Origin of the sequence: Sporolactobacillus vineae DSM 21990 = SL153 (assembly GCF_000377985.1) — a bacterium.
GTDB lineage: Bacteria > Bacillota > Bacilli > Bacillales > Sporolactobacillaceae > Sporolactobacillus > Sporolactobacillus vineae.
On the sequence record NZ_KB899043.1, the window covers coordinates 31,985 to 51,364 of the forward strand.

The 19,380-nt window shown below is 51.0% G+C and carries 22 protein-coding genes; 1 reads left to right on the forward strand and 21 read right to left on the reverse strand.

All coding sequences use genetic code 11. From position 1 onward, the window contains the following. Window position 1: 1 nt before the first annotated feature. The 17 genes from dnaG to rpsU form a co-directional block, all read right to left on the reverse strand. Entirely contained in the window at window positions 2-1,816 is a 1,815-nt protein-coding gene (gene dnaG, locus D889_RS0102315; protein WP_010632207.1) for a DNA primase, read from the reverse strand. Window positions 1,817-1,841: 25 nt separating this feature from the next. Beyond that, a complete protein-coding gene (locus tag D889_RS0102320; protein WP_010632208.1) occupies window positions 1,842-2,306 on the reverse strand; it encodes a YaiI/YqxD family protein in 465 nt (154 codons plus the stop codon). 216 nt (window positions 2,307-2,522) lie between these two features. Next, the gene (gene ccpN, locus D889_RS0102325) at window positions 2,523-3,152 is read right to left on the reverse strand and encodes a transcriptional regulator CcpN (RefSeq protein ID WP_010632209.1); all 630 of its coding nucleotides are present in this window, start codon (window positions 3,150-3,152) and stop codon (window positions 2,523-2,525) included. An 85-nt stretch (window positions 3,153-3,237) separates the two neighbouring features. Beyond that, window positions 3,238-4,020, reverse strand: coding sequence for a DNA repair protein RecO (recO, locus tag D889_RS0102330; RefSeq protein WP_010632210.1), 783 nt, complete (start codon window positions 4,018-4,020; stop codon window positions 3,238-3,240). Between the two features lie 37 nt (window positions 4,021-4,057). Then, entirely contained in the window at window positions 4,058-4,195 is a 138-nt protein-coding gene (locus D889_RS15330) for a YqzL family protein (protein WP_010632211.1), read from the reverse strand. Window positions 4,196-4,313: 118 nt separating this feature from the next. Continuing rightward, window positions 4,314-5,219, reverse strand: a complete 906-nt coding sequence (gene era / locus D889_RS0102340) for a GTPase Era (protein ID WP_010632212.1) — start codon at window positions 5,217-5,219, stop codon at window positions 4,314-4,316. Continuing rightward, a complete protein-coding gene (locus D889_RS0102345) occupies window positions 5,216-5,614 on the reverse strand; it encodes a cytidine deaminase (protein WP_010632213.1) in 399 nt (132 codons plus the stop codon). The genes era and D889_RS0102345 overlap by 4 nt, the downstream gene beginning before the upstream one ends. A gap of 119 nt (window positions 5,615-5,733) precedes the next feature. Next, on the reverse strand, window positions 5,734-6,111 hold the full coding sequence (locus D889_RS0102350; RefSeq protein WP_010632214.1) for a diacylglycerol kinase family protein: 378 nt from the start codon (window positions 6,109-6,111) through the stop codon (window positions 5,734-5,736). Between the two features lie 2 nt (window positions 6,112-6,113). Continuing rightward, a complete protein-coding gene (gene ybeY, locus D889_RS0102355) occupies window positions 6,114-6,590 on the reverse strand; it encodes an rRNA maturation RNase YbeY (protein ID WP_010632215.1) in 477 nt (158 codons plus the stop codon). Then, a complete protein-coding gene (locus D889_RS0102360; RefSeq protein ID WP_010632216.1) occupies window positions 6,587-8,737 on the reverse strand; it encodes an HD family phosphohydrolase in 2,151 nt (716 codons plus the stop codon). Before D889_RS0102360 ends, ybeY begins: the two co-directional genes overlap by 4 nt. 80 nt (window positions 8,738-8,817) lie before the next feature. Further along, window positions 8,818-9,777, reverse strand: a complete 960-nt coding sequence (locus tag D889_RS0102365) for a PhoH family protein (RefSeq protein WP_010632217.1) — start codon at window positions 9,775-9,777, stop codon at window positions 8,818-8,820. A 138-nt stretch (window positions 9,778-9,915) separates the two neighbouring features. After that, on the reverse strand, window positions 9,916-11,121 hold the full coding sequence (gene yqfD / locus D889_RS0102375; RefSeq protein ID WP_010632218.1) for a sporulation protein YqfD: 1,206 nt from the start codon (window positions 11,119-11,121) through the stop codon (window positions 9,916-9,918). Between the two features lie 16 nt (window positions 11,122-11,137). Further along, entirely contained in the window at window positions 11,138-11,419 is a 282-nt protein-coding gene (gene yqfC, locus D889_RS0102380; protein ID WP_010632219.1) for a sporulation protein YqfC, read from the reverse strand. 214 nt (window positions 11,420-11,633) lie between these two features. Then, window positions 11,634-12,101, reverse strand: a complete 468-nt coding sequence (locus D889_RS0102385; RefSeq protein WP_010632220.1) for a hypothetical protein — start codon at window positions 12,099-12,101, stop codon at window positions 11,634-11,636. A 34-nt stretch (window positions 12,102-12,135) separates the two neighbouring features. Further along, a complete protein-coding gene (gene floA / locus D889_RS0102390) occupies window positions 12,136-13,140 on the reverse strand; it encodes a flotillin-like protein FloA (RefSeq protein WP_010632221.1) in 1,005 nt (334 codons plus the stop codon). Window positions 13,141-13,239: 99 nt separating this feature from the next. Then, window positions 13,240-13,686, reverse strand: coding sequence for a GatB/YqeY domain-containing protein (locus D889_RS0102395; protein ID WP_010632222.1), 447 nt, complete (start codon window positions 13,684-13,686; stop codon window positions 13,240-13,242). 16 nt (window positions 13,687-13,702) lie between these two features. Continuing rightward, window positions 13,703-13,885, reverse strand: a complete 183-nt coding sequence (gene rpsU, locus D889_RS0102400) for a 30S ribosomal protein S21 (protein ID WP_010632223.1) — start codon at window positions 13,883-13,885, stop codon at window positions 13,703-13,705. Between the two features lie 223 nt (window positions 13,886-14,108). On the opposite strand from rpsU, the gene D889_RS0102405 reads away from it, so the two are divergent. Next, window positions 14,109-15,029, forward strand: a complete 921-nt coding sequence (locus D889_RS0102405; RefSeq protein WP_010632224.1) for a Na/Pi symporter — start codon at window positions 14,109-14,111, stop codon at window positions 15,027-15,029. Window positions 15,030-15,034: 5 nt separating this feature from the next. On the opposite strand, the gene mtaB is transcribed toward D889_RS0102405, so the two are convergent. The 4 genes from mtaB to dnaJ are packed head-to-tail and all read right to left on the reverse strand — an operon-like array spanning window position 15,035 to window position 19,273. Further along, entirely contained in the window at window positions 15,035-16,387 is a 1,353-nt protein-coding gene (gene mtaB, locus D889_RS0102410; protein ID WP_010632225.1) for a tRNA (N(6)-L-threonylcarbamoyladenosine(37)-C(2))-methylthiotransferase MtaB, read from the reverse strand. A gap of 2 nt (window positions 16,388-16,389) precedes the next feature. After that, window positions 16,390-17,154 (reverse strand): 16S rRNA (uracil(1498)-N(3))-methyltransferase, encoded by a 765-nt coding sequence (locus tag D889_RS0102415; RefSeq protein ID WP_010632226.1) that lies wholly within the window; start codon window positions 17,152-17,154, stop codon window positions 16,390-16,392. Between the two features lie 2 nt (window positions 17,155-17,156). Then, window positions 17,157-18,098, reverse strand: a complete 942-nt coding sequence (prmA, locus tag D889_RS0102420) for a 50S ribosomal protein L11 methyltransferase (protein ID WP_010632227.1) — start codon at window positions 18,096-18,098, stop codon at window positions 17,157-17,159. A gap of 29 nt (window positions 18,099-18,127) precedes the next feature. Continuing rightward, window positions 18,128-19,273 carry a molecular chaperone DnaJ gene (gene dnaJ, locus D889_RS0102425; protein WP_010632228.1) on the reverse strand — a complete coding sequence of 382 codons (1,146 nt, stop codon included), beginning with the start codon at window positions 19,271-19,273 and terminating at the stop codon, window positions 18,128-18,130. Between the last annotated feature and the right edge of the window lie 107 nt (window positions 19,274-19,380).

Genomic DNA, 19,380 nt, shown 5'->3' on the forward strand with positions numbered 1-19,380 from the left:
ACTATTGTTGCCTGTAGCTCTGCGCATTCAGCTGCTTCTTTCTATTTATGGTCTCGGACAACAGCTGAGCGGCTTTTGTCACATCGCCCTGCTGTTCGGCCTTTTTTCTGGCGGCCTCAAGATCCGATAGTACCGCAGCATCCGCATGCCCCAGGATTTGATTGATACAGTCCTCAATTTCTTTTTCACCCGGCTGTCTGCTCATGGGTATCAAGGATAATTCCGCTGCTTTCTTTTGCAGACCGGGATCCTCGATTTGCTGAATAAACAGGCCCTCGTCAGGAGGATTGCCCTCCTCATAGAAACCATACAGACCGGCGGCAAGTGCCTGGTAGACACCATCTGTAAAAGCCCCGCCGACCGTTTCCCGGACCCGGTCCGTGATCTCCCTGCTTCTCATCATTCGTGCGAGCAGTGTTCGCTCAGCCTTCTCATATGCAGGAGCCAGTCGGTCACGGGTTGCGTCAATCGGCGGCAGCGACTGCTTCTTCACCTGATCACGACGCCGCATGGCTTTATACATCTGAAGTTCCTGCCGCTTCAGCGCATCGAGTGAAATTGAAAATTCTTCGGAAAGCAATCTGAGGTAATGATCGCGTTCGACTGCTCTGGGCAAGGCGGCAATTTCCCTTAGTACGTCTTCGATATAAAGCAGCCGATCTCCTTCATCACTCAGATTTCTTTTCCGACGGAGGTAATCCATCTTGAACGCCATCAATGTCTGGCTTTCCCCTATTACATCACGTCTAAACTGTTCGCCGCCATATTGGCGAATGTAGTCATCGGGGTCCATTCCTTCCGGCATTTTTGCGATTTTAACAATTTTTCCGTTACCCTGCAGCATTGATGCCGCACGGAAGCTGGCTTCAATGCCCGCATCATCGGAATCGTAACAGATGATCACCGTGTCGGCCATCCGGAGCAGCGCCGACGCTTGCTTATCGGTCAGAGATGTGCCCATCGACGCAACGCTGTTGGTCAGTCCCGACTGATGGGCACGGATGACATCAACGTAGCCTTCAAGCAGCACAACCTGATTCAATTTTCTGATTGACTGCCGGGCCAGATGGTAGCCGTAAAGGATACTTCCCTTATGGAAAATAGTCGATTCCGGCGAGTTCAGATACTTTGGTTTCTGACCATCAACCGTTCTGCCTCCGAAAGCGACCGTCTGTCCTCTCATATTAAATATTGGAAAGATGATCCGGTTTCGAAAGCGATCGAAGTACTGATGGTCAAAACCGCGTTTCGCCACCATACCGGCCTTCTCCATCTGCTCCAGATCTAAATGACGTTTCTGCAGCAGGCGGGTCGCTGCGTTCCAGCTATTTACTGCATACCCTATTCTGAACTGTTTAATCATCTCAGTGTCGAAATGCCGTTCCTGAAGATAGGCCATTCCCGGTTTCCCGAATTTTGCGGAACTCAATAAATAATGATAAAATTTAGTCAGCAGTTCCATGCCGCCCATCAGCTGCTTTCGGTTCTCCTCCCGGCCAGAGCCGTTCTTAGCAGCGGCCAGCGGTGTGCCGATATCAATACCCGCTTTATCGGCAAGAAATTGAACGGCTTCCGGGAAAGACATGCCTTCGATTTCCATAATAAATGTAAAAATATTTCCTCCGGCGCCACAGCCGAAGCAATGATAGAGCTGTTTATCCGGCGACACGGAAAAAGACGGCGTGTGTTCACTGTGGAAGGGACATAGTCCGGTATAGCTTCTTCCCTGCTTTTTCAGCTGGACATATTCCCCGATCACTTCAATGATATCCAGTGATTTCCTGATTTCTTCGATTTTCTTCTGCTGCAGTTGCAATCAGCATGCACCACCAACATGATACTTAATTTATATCCTGTTTCACAAGATGGCATAACAGTTTTGTCAGTGCGCTGGAAAAATTCCGGTGATGCTCCCTGGTGAAGGCTGCCGGGCCGCGGACTCTCTTTCCGGAACGGAGCCGTTTGTAGGCCAGATATCTGCGCTGCAGAAGAGCACCTATACGCGTTTCGCTGATTAACGTGCCTCTGACCGACAGGACGTATACGCCGCGAACCGTCAGCAGTCCGGCGAGTCCCAGATCCTGCGTGACACAAACATCACCAGAACGGACATGGTTAACAATATATAGATCGGCTTCCTCCTTTCGCTGGTCGACAAACACCCATTTTGATCGGTCGTCACGGTGAAAAGCCGCATACGAAGCAACGTACACCGTATCTGCCCGAAATTCTGCAGCGATCGTCCTGATCTCTTCATTAACAGGGCAAGCATCGGCATCGACAAATATCGTGATTTTTCTGTTCACTATATTCTTTCTCGCAACAGGTATAAAAATCCTGCATGCCCCTGTATATTTTTTATTTTTAAAAGAGTATTAAAAAAGATAATTCCACAGGCTTCACAAAAGTCTATTATAACCTAATCCCATGAAACCATGCAATCAATAGATTTTGACTAAGGAAAAGGTGATGATGCGCGCAATATTCGGCAAAGCTCAGACTCATTCGACAGTATATGAAGATTAATTCGTGGTCCCTCTGGCAAGCTGAACAAATACTTTGGTGATATTGGTTTTTGTGATCCGGCCGATCACTTCAAGGCCGCCATTACGCTCGCGTACAACCGGTACGGCATCCACCTGTTTCTCAATAATCAGTTCTGCGACGGCAATGATCGGATCCTCCGCATGACAACTGGTGATATTCGGCATCCGCGACATGATCATACTGACCGGTACCTGATTCATATTCTGCGTGCCGATCGCGGCGCGAAGTAAATCTTTGCGCGACAGAACGCCGGCGAGAAAACCCTGGCGATTGACCACAAACAGGGAACCGACGTCTTCGCGAAACATCTCGCAGACTGCATCATAAGCGGATGCCGATTCACTGACAACGACAGGAGAAGAGAGGAACTCTCTGACTTTGAACTTCTCAATCTGCTCGGCAAAAAGTGACTGCAGCGTTTGCCCCGTATAGAAATAGCCCACGCGCGGACGTGCCTCAAGAAACCCGGACATCGTAAGAATCGCAAGATCCGGTCTGAGCGTGGCCCGTGTCAGATCCAGTTTTTCGGCAATCTGTTCACTGGTAATCGGTGCTGATTGTTTAACAATCTCGATGATTTTCGTCTGACGGTCATTCAGTTCCATCTGGTTTTTCTCCTTGATTCCGAAATTGACAGATTTGCTTATCTCTCTTGCCGCATGTTTGCTGAAAAAGGCATTGGCCTGTTGATCAGCTGTCCTTGCCCGATGTATGGCGATCCGGATCCTCTTGCGGGTGGAACTGGGCCAGCTGGCGGATGAAGCGCATCGCCTTCAGATGAATGCCCGCATTCTGTTCGAAACACGCGGCAAGTATTGCTTCAATTTCTCCGATGGTTTCCTTCCGGACCGAGACATGGCCGATCCGGCCGACCGGCACTTTTCTGAAGACCGGAAACAGCCGGGCGGCGGCGCCGCTCATTGGAAAAGCATGCGGATCGGCCGCAGCACAGTTGCGGCAGAGAAATCCGCCGCCCGCGACGGAAAATGAAAAAGGTCCCTCCTGATTCCCGCAGTGAATACACTGATCCACCTGAGGGTCGATTCCGGCGATACGCATCATTTTGACGGCAAAGATCGCCGCCATTACAGATGCGTCCGTTCCCTTTTCGATGAGAAGAAGTGTCTCCCGCAAAAGCCGGAAGAGAGCCGGAGACGGCTGATTTTCTTCGGTCAGCCGGTCAAGCAGTTCGACGATCAGCGCTGCGTAAGCTGTTTTATCAAGGTCACTGAAGATCGAGCGGAAAGAATTGTTCGACTCGGCCTGATATAATGTACCAAGGCCTCTGCCTTTATTAAAGAGACAGAGACCATAGAACAGAACATGACAGACCGAAGAAAGCGTGCTCTTCGGCTTTTTTGCCCCGCGCGCCATCAGCCCGATCTTTCCGAACTCCTCAGTGTATAATGTGATAATTTTATTTGTTTCCCCGTAATCCGTCGTCCGGATAATCATGCCTTCCGCTTTGGTCATCAAATCGGATCACCCGGCTTCCTCTCCTGCAGTATCTTTAATTGGTCAGATCCCGCGTTTCCGTACTTCCCTGTTCCGGTTCCGGATCAGGCTGATCCTTCTCCATCTCCCGAAGCAGCAGATATGAGTCGATACTCCCCGTCATACAGAACAAGCGCCATGTCAGGTCAACCATTGGATTCACCTTCCTATTCGTTCTCCTCAGACCTTAGTGTTTGTGATCCTGGAGAATTCATAAGAAGAAATGTCTGTCATCACCGGGAAATAAATCCTCTGCGAAGCGAACCGGTCTCTTATTCCTCTTTATTGATATACCCGAAATTTCTCAGCTCTTCGTCTTTGTCCCGCCAGTTCCGGTCAACTTTCACCCAGAGCTCCAGAAAAATTTTATCACCGGTCAGGGTCTCAATTTCTTTTCTGGCCCGTGTTCCGATCGTTTTCAGCATGCTTCCTGATTTTCCGATAATAATCCCCTTCTGAGAGGGACGCTCAACGATGATCGTTGCCTGTACCTCAGCTTTGTTCCGCTGCTCGTCGACTTTCATCTGGTCAATCGTGACCGCGATCGAATGCGGCACTTCATCATGCGTCAGCTGAAGAATCTTCTCCCGGATCAGTTCGGAAATGACAAACCGTTCCGGATGATCCGTGACCTGGTCTTCGGGGTAATACTTTGGCCCCTCGGGCAGATAGGAAGCCGTCTGTTCCAGCAAGGTCGACACATTCTGGGCGCGCAGCGCCGAAACCGGCACGATCTCGGCAAAGTCGAACAAATTGCGGTACTTATCGATCAGCGGAAGCAGCTGATCCGGATGCACCTGATCGATCTTATTGACAACCAGAAATACGGGCGTATCCGATTTCTTCAGTGCATCGATAATAAACTGGTCGCCTCGGCCGTAACCCTGGACCGCATCGATCATGAACAGGACAAGATCCACTTCATTCAGCGTATCGATCGCCATCGCCGTCATCACCTCGCCCAAACGGTGACGCGGTTTATGAATGCCCGGCGTATCGATAAAAATGATCTGTTCCTGATCTGTGGTATAGATACCGTGAATTTTGTTTCGGGTCGTCTGAGCTTTGTCGCTCATAATGGCAATCTTCTGTCCAAGTACCTGATTCAGCAGTGTGGACTTTCCGACGTTCGGACGCCCGACGATGGCCACAAAGCCTGATTTGAATGGTTTCGTCATTTTTTCATATCTCCCGCGAGAAAGGCACCGGGCAGCAGATCCTTAACCGTCGTCACCTGGACGTCGCCCTTAAGATTGGCGAGGATCACGCGCATGTCGGGCGGACACAGTTCACTCATGACCTGTCGGCACGCGCCGCATGGCGGAACAGGCCGTCCGCTGGGCGCAATCACCGCGAGTGCGGCATACTCCCTTTCATTTTCGGAAAACGCCTTGAACAGCGCTGTTCTCTCTGCACAGTTGCAGACAGAATACGCTGCATTTTCAATGTTGCATCCGGTAATTACTTTCCCTGATTTCGTCAGCAGTGCGGCGCCGACATGGAAATGTGAATAAGGAACATAGGCATGCTGCATCGCCGCTTTAGCTGCTTCAATTAATTGCGCATCCGTCATCTAATCACCTTTTTAAGCTTTGATAAACTTATTTGTTGTTTTCCAGGCACTCGCTTTTCCCGCGGGAGTCTCATGCTTCCGCCCGATTGGGAGGAAAACAGTACCACTGTTAAGATAACCTAAAACAAAGTAGTAATCACTATGATAGCATAGATCACTGCGGCAATCACAGAGAACCACCAGACTGCAGCGGCAGCCGTATCCTTTGCCGCTTTGGCCATCGGGTGGCGCTCCTGCGTGACCAGGTCAACGACCCGTTCGATTGACGTATTGATCAGTTCGAGACTGATCACCCCGCCGATCAGGAGAAATACAATCAGCAGTTCAGTTAAAGGAATCCGAATCAATAAAGAGAAGACGATCACGACTACAGCCGCAAATAACTGAATATGTATGTTCCGTTCCTGACAAAAGGCCAGCCAGAAACCGAAAATCGCATCCCTGAAACTGTTTGCCAGACTCTTATGCCGCCTTTTTTCAATGATTACCCTTGCCATCGTTAATCCCTGCTCAGTCCGTACGAAGACAGAATTTTTTCCTGCAGTCCGAACATCACTTTCTCTTCCGCCGGCGTTGCGTGATCATAGCCGAGCAGATGAAGAAGACCGTGAACGACCAGAAAGCCCAGTTCACGCTCAAAAGAATGCCCATAAGCATCTGCCTGTTCGGCCGCCTTTTCAAGAGAAACAATAATATCCCCGAGTACGCGTGGCTCGCCGTCTTCAGGAAGAATCGGCACCTCTCCCTCGGCCATTTCTTCAAGGGCAAACGAAATCACATCAGTCGGACGGTTGATCCCGCGATATTCCCGGTTAATGTCCTGTATCCGGGGATTATTTACAAAAGTAACCGAGCAGTCGATTGGTCCTTTCAGATCCAGCACGTCGGCCGCATGGTTCAGAAGGCGGACAACCCATTGCTTCTGTTCTTCCTTTAACGTCTTCGTTTCATCATTCATATCGACGGTTAACGTCATTTTGCACTCACCTTTTTCACTTTCATATCGGTAGGATATTCAATTCGCGAATGATAGACGCCGCGAAGCGTTTCATCAATCGATTTTTCAACGATTTTCAATTCCTTCAATGTGATATCGCAGTCATCGAATTGTCCGTCGCCCAGCCGGTCATTGAAAATACTGCTGACCAGGTTCTGTACCTTGACCGGCGTCGGTTTCTTCATCGACCGGACAGCCGCCTCAATACTGTCTGAAAGTTCAATGACGGCGCCTTCCTTTGTATGCACCTTAGGTCCGGGGTAACGGAACTCACTTTCCGGAACCGGCTGATCACTGAGCTCCTGAGCCTTGACATAGAAATATTTGAGCAGCGTCGTCCCGTGATGGCGCTCGGCAATATCAACAATTTCCGGCGGCATATGATACTGCCGTAAAATGTCCGCCCCGTCGTACGGATGCGCGAAAATGATCGTCCTGCTCAATTGCGGAGAGATTTTCTCATGAGGATTCACACCGTCAAGCTGATTCTCAACAAAAAATCTCGGGCGCCTGGTTTTTCCGATATCATGGTAATAGGCGGCAACCCGTGCGAGCAAGCCGTTTGCACCAATCGCTTCACAGGCGCGTTCGGCCAGATTGGCCACCATGACGCTGTGATGGTAGGTGCCGGGTGCTTCAAGTAAAATTTTTCTGAGCAGCGGCTGATTCGGGTTGGACAACTCGATCAACCGGATCGGTGACAGAATCTGAAATGTGGTTTCGAACAAAGGCATCAGTCCGTTCGCCAGAATGACCGAAATAAATCCGGACAAAAAGCCGAATATGAGCGGCAATCCCGTATCGATCAGTGAGAGCGGCTGATTCTGAAACAGCATCAACGCAAGCAGTACAAGAATATTCACCATTGCCACAAGCCCGCCGGTCAGCACGATCTTCGGACGCGCCTGTCTTCTGTTCAGGAGCAGCGCCCCGGCAAAGGATGAGAAAAGCAGATAAATCGCAGTCGGCGCGTCAAAGATCGCTGCTTTCGTACTGATCCCGTAAATGACACTGCCGATCAGCGAGAGCAGGACACCTGTAACAATAGCGGTGCGTTCACATAGCAGCATCCGGATCAGCATCGGAGCGACCGCGATCGGGATGACATACGTCAGACCGGTGACATTCGCAAGATAGAGATAACTGCAGATTCGGATCAAAATCGCCCCGCCGACAAAGATGATCGTATAAATGGCAAGGTATTTCAGCGAATCCTTCTTCTGGAGCTGACGGAAACGCCGGTATTCCAGTGCGAATGTTATCGTAATGAACCCGGTAAAAAGCAGGAGGCCGATGAACGGGATAATATTAAAATGCTCATCCATCAGACCGACCAGCTTTAGCTGACGGATCATATCGCTGGTAACCAGTTCGCCCTTATGGACAATCACTTCACCCTGATGGATCATCACATTATCGACACTGTTTGCTGCTTCCTGTTTATTCTGCCGTGTGGTTGTCGCGTCAAATGTGTAATTTGCCGTAATATAATTGCGGAGAATACTGCTCAGCGCCGTTCTCAGCGGATCGTTCAGCACGGATGAGGGCAGTGATGAGACGGCTTTTTCCTGAACACGCTGGAGATCGTTCCAGCCGACTTTATTGCTCATCGCCTCATAAATCCCGGTACTTGTGATATCCTCCACAATCTGCAGTTCATGATCCGAAGCCCTCAGTAACGAGGACAGTGCGGAATCCGGGAGTGATGACTCCGGAGCCTGCGAGAGTCCTTTTTTGACCTGAGCAACAGCGGCATTCACATCACCGGCCGGAGAAGCATCGGTGATTTTCTGCTTCTGCCGGACCGAGATGATCGTGTCGAACAAGTCCCCGGCCTTCTCAACCTGTATCAGGGCAAGATTTTTATTATAGACATAGGCTGAGGGTGTGGATCCGATCGCCTGCTGCTTCTTCATTTCTGTCGCCTGGGCGTCCACCGCATCAATTGGCGACTGAATATCGGATGAAGCGATTTCATGCAGATGAACATCTGGATTTTTCGGCAAGACACTGCCGATCATCAGTGCATACAAAACCACGCCGACAAGGAGATAAAAGCCCCAGCCGGCCAAAAGCCCTGTGCCCACTTTTTTAAACTTTGTGACAAACAAACCTGTTTTTGCCATCGACCTGCCTCCGCAAAATCAGATGCATTTCCCCGCAAAATCTGCTTCAGACAAAAGTGCGGTTCATCATCACATACTGCTTACTTGTCATAGGCCTCGATGATCTTCTGGACCAGCGGATGGCGAACCACATCCGTACTCTGGAGATCAACAAATGCGATCCCGTCGACATTCTTAAGCAGGTTTCTGGCCGTCTTCAATCCGGATATTTTTCCCTTCGGCAGATCCACCTGTGTCACATCTCCGGTAATGATCATCTTTGAGCCGAACCCGAGCCGCGTCAGAAACATTTTCATCTGTTCCTGAGTTGTATTCTGCGCTTCGTCAAGGATTGCATAAGCATCTTCAAGAGTCCGCCCTCTCATATAAGCGAGCGGGGCGATTTCGATGGTGCCCCGTTCAAGGAGGCGCAGGGTATGCTCTGCGCCAAGGATATCATGAAGCGCATCATAGAGCGGGCGCAGATAAGGATCTACTTTTTCTTTCAGATCCCCGGGAAGAAAGCCAAGGTTCTCTCCTGCTTCGACTGCAGGACGGGTCAGGACAAGGCGCTTCACCTTGCCTGCCTTCAATGCCGTCACGGCCATGACGACAGCAAGATAAGTCTTCCCGGTGCCTGCCGGTCCGATGGCGAACACCATATCATGGGTCTTCATCGCCTCAACATAATTCTGCTGGCCGATCGTCTTGGCCCGGACCGGACGCCCTTTGGCATTCGTTGTAATCTCCGTGTGATACAGGCCCTGAAATTGTTTCATTTGACCGGCCTGAGCCATCTTTAAAGCATACACGGCATCGCGCTCGGTCACGGTTACACCGCGCCGGATCAGCCGAAGCAGTGCATTCAGTACTTCCTCAACCCGTCCGGCGTCCGCTTCCCGTTCGGCAGAGACGCTCACCGTACCGCCGCGGGTCACAATCGATACTCCAAGTGTTTTCTCTATAATTTTCAGATTTGTATCTCCCGGCCCGAATAACAGCAAAGCTTCATTAGCGTTACTCCAGTCGATCGGAATCGTATATAAATGGCGTTCTGGCAAGCTCCGTATGTCCCCCTCAGAAAAAATTCACGTTTCTCTCATTTTACCATAACTCAAAGATTTAATGCCAATCCGATTCATCCGGCAGCATCGGATGCAGCCGGAGCATAGGCCCGATCCTGGTTTTCTCCGGTTCGGTCATTTCTTTCCGGAAGGTTTCCGTGTGGTATTGATTGCCTGCGGTACGGCGATGTTTTCATTCACAACCTGGCGGCTCGAGATCGTCAGAATATTGTTTTTCACTCCGCTCTTCTCGATCGTCGACGAAATGATTTTTGATCCGGCGCGCAGCCGTGACAGGAGAACCCTGTCCGCTTCCCGGCTTGCTTCTTCGAGCCCCTGCTGCCTGGTCAGCACCCGCGTCACCTGCTTCGTCTCACGATAGATCGTCCGATCGTAGGTTACCGGAAGTGCCCAGATCAGAAACCGAACCGGCTTTCTGACCGTCTCGGTCTCTGCATGTCGGTACGCGTGGCCGGTGAATCCCCAGATCGGGAGGGCAGCCTGACCAAGATGAATGCTCACCGAAGTGGCCGTTTTTCCCGTAAAGAGAGTCATCTTGTTCCGGAGCGGGATCTTCGTCTCCGACTGGTACCAGGTCTCGCCGATCACATAACCTTTGGAAGAGACGAAACGCGGTTTCTCCTCCGTTCCGATCTGACCAAGCACCAGGAGCTGCCCGCGCCGGACATACTGATTGCTTTCAACCACCGGCTGCCCGGTTTCCACAAAAAGACGGTTGATCATTGCCGGTTTGGCAGCGATCAAGTTTCTCGGACCGGTCTTTTTCGCCGGCTTCGGATATTTTTTCTGCACGACATCTATTTTGTAGGTTGTCCCTTCTCTGGAAACGCCAATCCACGTGACTGTATTCAGCTTTGCAGAAAGCCGGCTTTCAATCGCGCCCGGATCCGAGATGAAGAAATCAGTCGCACCGGGATAAACGTGTTCGTTCTTCAAAAGCTTTCGGATCTGATCTTCCAGTTTCGGATCGGCACCATTCACCTGGACTGACCAGACCATATTCGACATGAAGATCATCACAGCCAGAAAGAGAAACAGACCGGCAACGATACCGGAGCGCCGCCTTAATTTTTTCCAGAAAAACGAGATGCCGTTCCTTTCAAGAATGCGCATCCTGCAGCCGCTCGTTTTCAGTATCCTTTTCAACCGAAGCGGCGTCGTCAAGCCGAAACTGCAGACGATCTTATTTTCACCGGTTCTTCTGACTGACCACAAGACGATCTTTTCTGCCACACAGAGACGAATAAACTGTTCCGTCTGTTCTCCTGTGATTTCTGCTTTCAGCCAGCCTGCCGGGCCTGTCCGGATTTTTCTGCTCACGCCTCCCTCTCCTTTCTCAGTCGCTTCGGAATCGCACTTCCCTGATCGTTCCGGCAAGGTCAATTTCCTGTTCCAGGATTGTCTCGAGTACAAATGAATCACCGAGTACCTGAAGTTCGCCTAAGTGTGTCGACAGAATCAGTTCATTTTCAGAAAAAGAGATGATCCCCTTATGGTTTTCCACTGAGAGGTGTGAACGGCCTGTGATCGTGATCCTCGGAACATCGGTGACCAGGTCTTCCGGTACTTCGGATACATCTGCAAACCATTTTCTCAGCCGCACCCACCTTTTCTTCATCGGCAACCCACCTCATTAAAACTTATGTAAGATATGCGCCGCATAGCACCCCGGGAACATCACAATGGACGAAAAACAGCTCAGGACCGAAACACTTTTTCTGAATACCGTAAAACCCCTTCTGAAGACCGATAATCGTTTCCGCTGAATCGCGTTTATTGTTTTCCGGGCAATGAAAAAGAAGCAGCGGCGGGCTGCTTCTGAAAAATGCCGTTTATTTTATTTTACGAAAATACGGATGAGGATTGAGCGACCTTGGGCGGCCGATGCATTCAGAAAAAATAAAAGCGCGCCGGACAGCCTGAGGATCCTGAAGCCAGCGCGGTCGATGATCCACAACCGGCGATACAGATATCGGATCGGTCCCGGTAATCGAATCAGACGGATGTGCGGGCCGCAATGGGGCTGTCTGCCCGGCCCTTTCCAGTGCCTCCTGATAATTTTGCATCATCGTGCGTCCGCTACCTGCTCTTTCCGGGGGATCAGCCGATGCGGTCCGGTTATCCGAACGGGTTTTCGTCGTCTGCTTCTCCACGCGTGCAGCGGCTCTCGTACCCGGCACAGGCCGGTTGCCGCGCATACGTTCACGCCGCTTCATTTCCTGAGCATTCTGTTTCTCCACCGACCGGGCCACGTAGAAAATGAATGCAACCACAGCGATTACCACGCCGATAAAGCTCATCACACATCCCTCCTGACACGAAAAAGATCAGTGATTATTTATATTCATCGCCGGAAGAGTTGTCGTCCGCACTCTTTCCGTTATTCCCGAAAGAATGCCGCATTTCCGTATCTGCCTTGATATTATTGTAGTTCATATAATCCATCACGCCGAGTTTTCCTTCTTTTAGGGCAGATGCCATCGCCAGCGGCACTTCGGATTCGGCCTCGACGACCTTGGCACGCATCTCTTCAACCCGCGCATGCATTTCCTGTTCCTTGGCAACCGCCATCGCCCGGCGTTCCTCTGCTTTGGCCTGAGCAATATTCTTGTCGGCCTCCGCCTGCTCGGTCTGGAGGAAGGCGCCGATATTTTTACCGATATCGACATCAGCAATATCAATCGAGAGAATTTCGAAAGCCGTTCCGGCGTCGAGCCCCTTATCCAGAACGGTTTTCGAAATCGTATCCGGATTCTTCAGCACATCCTTATGGGTGTGTGAGGCACCGATTGTACTGACCACGCCTTCGCCGACACGTGCGACAACCGTTTCCTCACCCGCACCGCCGACCAGCCGATCGATATTGGCCCGGACTGTAATCCTGGCTTTGACTTTGACCTCGATTCCGTTGATCGCCACTCCGGCGATGAACGGCGTCTCGATGACTTTCGGGTTAACGCTCATCTGAACCGCTTCGAGGACATTGCGTCCGGCCAGATCGATCGCCGCGGCCCGCTGAAAGGTCAGATCGATATTGGCCCGGTGTGCGGCGATCAGGGCATTGACAACCCGGTCGACATTACCGCCGGCCAGATAGTGGCTTTCCAGCTGATTTGTATGCAGATCAAGGCCTGCTTTTGTCGCTTTGATCAACGGATCGATGACGCGGCGCGGGATGACCCGGCGCAGTCTCATACCGATCAGTGTAAAGATACTGATGCGGACACCTGAGGACAGTGCCGAAATCCACAGCATAACCGGAACAAACGTAAACAGAATGATGATGGCAATGACTACAAGTGCGGCGATAATCAGAATACTGACTGTTGAAGCATCCATGATACGACTCATCTCCTTTGACTGACCGACCCGTCACCGGGATACAGGTCTGTATAAAAAACAGAACTCTGTCTGTGAGCACCACAAACAGAGCTTCTGTCAGTTATTTAATTTAGTTCGGACAAGCCGGTTGACCAGACTTCCATCGGCGCGTCCCTGTACCTTCGGCATAATCGCTTTCATAACTTTTCCGATATCAGCCTTAGAAGAGGCACCGGTTTCCGTAACTGTTTCATCAATGATCGATTGAATGTCTTCTTTGGATAACTGTTCCGGCATATAGGCCTGAACAATTTTAATTTCGACGCTGACCTCATCGATAAGATCCTGTCTGCCCGCATTCTTAAACTCTTGGAGGGAGTCCTTTCGCTGTTTCAGCTCATGGGACAGGACAACCAGCGCCTCATCCTCAGACAACGCTTTGCCTTTCTTAATCGACTCATTCTGAAGTGCTGTTTTGATCATCCGGATGACGGAAAGACGTGCTTTGTCTCTTGCCTTCATCGCTTGTTTCATATCGTCCGTTAAACGATCAACAAGACCCATCTGCCAAAACTCCTTCTCAGAATCTGCGACGATTTTTCTTGCGTGCAGCCTCGGATTTTTTCTTTCTCTTGACACTCGGTTTCTCGTAATTTCTGCGTTTCTTGACTTCGGCCAAAGTACCGGACTTCGATACCGAGCGTTTGAAACGCCTCAGAGCGTCTTCAATTGATTCATTCTTTCTAACCCTTGTCTCAACCATCTGTGTTTCCCTCCCTCCAAAAACAAAACGCAACCTTAAAGGACGTACTCTTTTACGTCAATTGCCATTATATACGATAAAACATAAATTATCAAATTCAAGTAAGCGTTTTTCCAGAACCCAAAAAACAAGATTGCTAATTTCCCACCCGAATTTCGGAAGTCGACTCATGACCGTAAGACAACCCCCATACATTATAAAAACAAAAACGGGGTGAGTCATTTTGGGTCAGCAGATCGTTGTTTTCATCCTTTATCTTCTACTGTTCCTGCTTGGCATGGGCATCATGACCGGCGCCATGAACCGATTGGCAGGGAAAAAATTGCAGCACTCTCTGGAACGGGCTGCGGACACGCCGTTTAAAGGGCTCTGTCTGGGGACGCTTGCGTCAATGCTGCTGCAGAGCAGTTCTGCAGTGACGATTATCACTGTCGGCCTGATCGGGACAGGCTCCATGCGCTTTTCACAAAGCATCGGCATTATTCTCGGTGCCAATATCGGGACCACCGTGACCGGTGAAATCGCTGCGCTGCCCGTTCAGAAGCTGGACTATATTTTCTTTGCGGCCGGGTTTATCCTCATGTGCCTGCCGTTTAAACGAGGTTTTTCTGTCGGCTCGATGCTGATCGGGATCGGCTGCCTGTTCGCTTCGATGTCCGGTTTTCGTTCTCTTGCCGAACCGCTGGCCGCTTCTCCGTTCGTCAGAGAACTGCTCACCGGTGCGAATGAGAGTCTTCTTTATTCGGTTGTCATCGGCATTTTCTTTTCAGCCATTATTCAGTCCAGCTCCGCAACGCTCCTGGTATGCATGGGATTTCTTGATGCCGGGATGCTCTCACTGTCTTCTGCGATCGCCATCATGTTCGGATCGAATATCGGCACCTGTCTGACGACCTATATTGCCAGTCTTGGAACCGGAAAAGCCGGACGCTGGACCGCCTATACACATATTCTTTTTAATATTCTCAGCGTGGCCGTATTCTTTCCGTTTATCTATCCGCTCGCCGATTTTTCCATGATGCTTGCCGGAAACAGCCGTACGGCTCTGGCACATACGTCCGTTCTGTTCAATCTGGTGACGGCGATTCTCGCTGTCCCGCTGGCCGCCCCCTATGGACGATGGGTCGAGCGGCACAGACTCTGAATGCCTTAATACGTCGTTACGGGCTGTTCCCCTTCGTCCAGAATCCGGACGAATTTACCCTCGCTGATCGGATAACCCGGATGTGTCAGTTTGACACGTACCAGTTTTCCGACAATGTCTCGACTCGGATAACTGAACTTCACTTTCAGGTAATTATCGGAAAAACCAACGTAGTAGCCGTCCGGTTCGTGATGGTTCAGCGGTTCCTCCGGGATGACTTCGAGCACTTTGTCCTGATACTTTTCTGCATATTCCTCAGAAAGGCGATTGGACAGGGCGATCAGCCGCTCGACACGCTCATGTTTCACTTCTTCGGGCACCTGATCCGGCATTTTCGCTGCCGGCGTGCCTGTCCGCTGCGAGTACGGGAAAACATGCAGCTCTGAGAAGCGAAGCTGACGAATAAAGTCATAGGTTTCCTGGAATTCTTCTTCCGTTTCTCCGGGAAAGCCGACAATCACGTCGGATGTCAGCGCGAAATCCGGAAGCGCCTGTCTCAGGCTGGCGATCTTATCTGCGAAAAATGCCGTCGTATATTTGCGATGCATCCGTTTCAGCACGGTGTCCGAACCGGATTGAAGCGGGATGTGCAAGTGCCGGGCAATGATATGCGACCGATTGATCACATCAACCACCTCGTCGGTCGTCTGACTTGCCTCAATCGAAGAGATGCGGATCCGTTTCAGTCCGTGCACCTTTGCTTCCATATCCGCCAGGAGCCGGGCAAAATTGTAGTTCTCCATATCTTCGCCGTAACCGGCCGTATGAATCCCGGTCAGGACGATTTCCTTATAGCCGGCATCGACCAGTTCCTGGGCCTGCCGGAGCACATTCTCCGGTTTTCGGGAACGCAGAAGTCCTCGCGCCCAGGGAATGACGCAGAACGTGCAGAAGTTGTTGCAGCCCTCCTGGATCTTTAAGGACGCCCGGGTCCGGTCCGTGAAGTCGGGCACGTCCATTTCTTCAAAGACTTTTGCTTTCATGATGTCTCCGACACCGTTGATCGGTTCACGTTCCTGACGGTACTGAGCCACATAATCGAGCAGCTTGTTTCTGCCCTGCGTGCCGACAACGACATCGACACCCGGTATCGACATGACTTCTGCCGGCGAGGTCTGAGCATAACAGCCGGTGACACAGATCACTGCATCCGGATTGTTGCGAATCGCCCGGCGGATGACCTGACGGCTCTTCTGATCCCCGGTATTGGTGACTGTACAGGTATTGATGACATACACGTCCGCCGTTTTTTCAAAATCTTTGCGCTCGTAACCATGTTTATGGAAAAGCTGCCAGATCGCTTCGGTCTCATAGTGATTGACTTTACATCCAAGCGTATGGAATGCAACTGTAGGCATTTTCAGTTATCCACCTCGTTGTTTAATAGTTCAAGTTGATAAGAAACGGCACTGAGCAGATAAATTGGCGCCGTTTCCGTTCTCAGAATCCGCGGGCCAAAACCGCAAAGCACAAATCCGCTTCTCTGCAGCTTTTCAGCCTCTTCAGCAGTCAGACCGCCTTCCGGTCCGATCACGGCAAGCAGCGAATCGCCTTGGCTCATTTGATGCAGTAAAGCAGGCAGTGCCGTGAGCTCTCCTGATTTTGCTGTTTCCTCATAGGCAACCAGCTTATATGTAAAAGACAGGCCGGCCTGAATCAGCCGGTCGATCCCAAGCGGCTCTGCAATCCTGGGAATCACGAGACGGTGAGATTGCTCTGCTGCTCCCTTTGCAATTTTCTGAAGCCGCAATCGTTTCTTCGCTGTGCGATTTTCCCGCCAGACGGCGACAGATCGAGCCGCGTTAAAGGGAATGAACGCGGATGCACCACATTCCGTTCCCTTCTGAACAATTGTATCAAATTTTTCGCCCTTCGGAATACCCTGAGCGATGGTTACGGAAACCGGAAGTTCCGGCGCCGCAGCGACTGCGGACTCGATTTCCGCGGTCGCTTCATTGCCGGAAAGCTCATCGATCCGGCAAAGGAATGCGGTGCCGCCAACGACGCAGATGATCCTGTCACCGGGCTTCATGCGCATCACACGAATGATATGTCTCGCATCTTCGTCCTGAATCACGACATGATGTTCATGCAACTGACTTTCCGGAATAAAATATTGCTGCATGTCTACTTGTCCTTTCGGGCGACGAGTACCAGCCAGTCCCCGTTTCTCGCTTCATCGCAAACGGTAAGATGATTGGACTGCAGGGCTTCGCGGACTTGATCCCGCTTCGTCCGGATCAGGCCGGAGACGATCAGTACGCCGTCATCCTCCAGGTTTTGTCCGATATTGTCCGAAGCCAGCCGGACGACCAGTTCGGCCAGAAGGTTGCCGACAATCAGATTGTATTTCTGACCGATACCCCTTGCCAGGTCATTCTTCCTCACGGATACGGCTTTGTCAACATGGTTCAATTTGACATTCAGCCTGGCCGACTGCACCGCTACATCATCCAGATCCACGCCAAGGACATGCTCGGCGCCGAGTTTCGTGGCAACAATCGACAGCACTCCGGAACCGGTTCCGACATCAAGCACTCGGCTTCCCGGCTCCAGATATTTTTCCAGCGCCTCAATGCAGAGTACCGTTGTCGGGTGCGTCCCCGTCCCAAAGGCCATCCCCGGATCCAGTTCGACGATCTGTCTGCCGCTTTTCACCGGAGGATTGTCGATCCACGCCGGAGAGATGATGAACCTGCTGCCAACTTTGGCCGGCCGGTAATATTTTTTCCAGGCCGTCGCCCATTCTTCTTCGTTATGCTCGCTGATCGTGACTTTATGATCGCCGGGATTGAATCCGCAACTTTCCAGATGCTCCAGTGATTGTCTGATCTCACCAACCGTTTCACCGAGAAAGCTGTTCAGGGGAAGGTAAGCTTTAACATTGACGCCTTCCTCAGGATAGTCGTCCGGGTCAAGATCATAGACCGTCCCGTCATTTTCGCTGTTCCGGTCAAGATCCGTTGCATCTTCAATGGCCACGCCGCCGGCACCGGCCTCGTAAAGAATGCCGGTTACCGGTTCGACGGCATTTTCAGTCGTATGGATACAAATTTCCGACCACTTCATCTGATTGGCTCCATTCGTTCAAAAAGTGTTCAGTCCGCTTTAAACACTTTTTTCTTCATTTTGTCAAAAAGACTTTCATTGTTCTCACTGTTCATCGAGCCGTTTTTGACACCTTCGAGCTTGCGGAACAATGTCTTTTCTTCCTCATTCAGATGCTTTGGTGTCACGACACGCACCTGAACATGCTCGTCGCCCTGGCCATAGCCCCGCACATTTTTAATGCCCTTGCCTTTCAGACGAAATTTGGTACCGGTCTGGGTGCCGGCCGGAATACGGAGCCGGACGTTGCCGTATAAGGTCGGCACTTCGATTTCATCACCGAGTGCGACCTGAGCAAAGCTGAGCGGTACCTCCAGATAGATGTTGTCGCCGTCGCGTTTGAACACCTTATGCGGCCGGACATTGAAGACAATGTACAGATCGCCGGCCGGACCGCCATTGACCCCGGCCTCGCCCTGTCCGGAAAGCCGGATCTGCTGGCCGTCGTCGATACCTGCAGGGATCTTTACTTCGATCTTTTTATTAACCTTCACCTTACCCTGACCGTTACAGGTGCGGCATGGATTCTTAATGATTTTACCGGTCCCTTTGCAATACGGGCAGACACGGCGATTGACGATCCGTCCGAACGGTGTATTCTGCTCCGTATTCAGCTGACCGGTCCCATGACAATGGGAACAGGTCTCCGGTTTGGTGCCGGGGCGTGCACCGGTACCGTGACACGTCGAGCAGGTTTCCTCTTTCGGCACCCGGATATCTGTTGTTTTCCCGAATGCTGCGTCTTCAAAAGTAATCGTCATTTCATACTGAAGATCAGCTCCCTGACGCGGCGCGTTCGGGTTTCGCCGTCTCGATCCGCCGCCGTTGAAGATCTGATCGAAGATATCGCCGAAGCCGCCGAAATCGGATCCAAAGCCCTGCCCGCTGAAGCCGCCGAAACCGCCCTGCTGCTGATTCGGATCTGCTTCGCCGAACTGATCGTACTGAGAACGCTTCTGGGGATCGCTCAGCACTTCATAGGCTTTGGTAATTTCCTTGAATTTTTCCGGAGCCTCTTTGCTTTTATTCACATCGGGATGATATTTTCTCGCCAGTTTACGAAAGGCTTTCCTGATCTCTTCCTTCGAAGCATCCTTGCTCACTCCGAGGATTTCATAATAATCCCGTTTACTCATCAAACCACTCCCGATAAGTGTTCACATTAAATTAAATGATATCATCTGTCCGGACCAATAAGCAAGAAAAAGCCAAAGCCAAGACCCGCGTCTGACTTCGGCTTTTC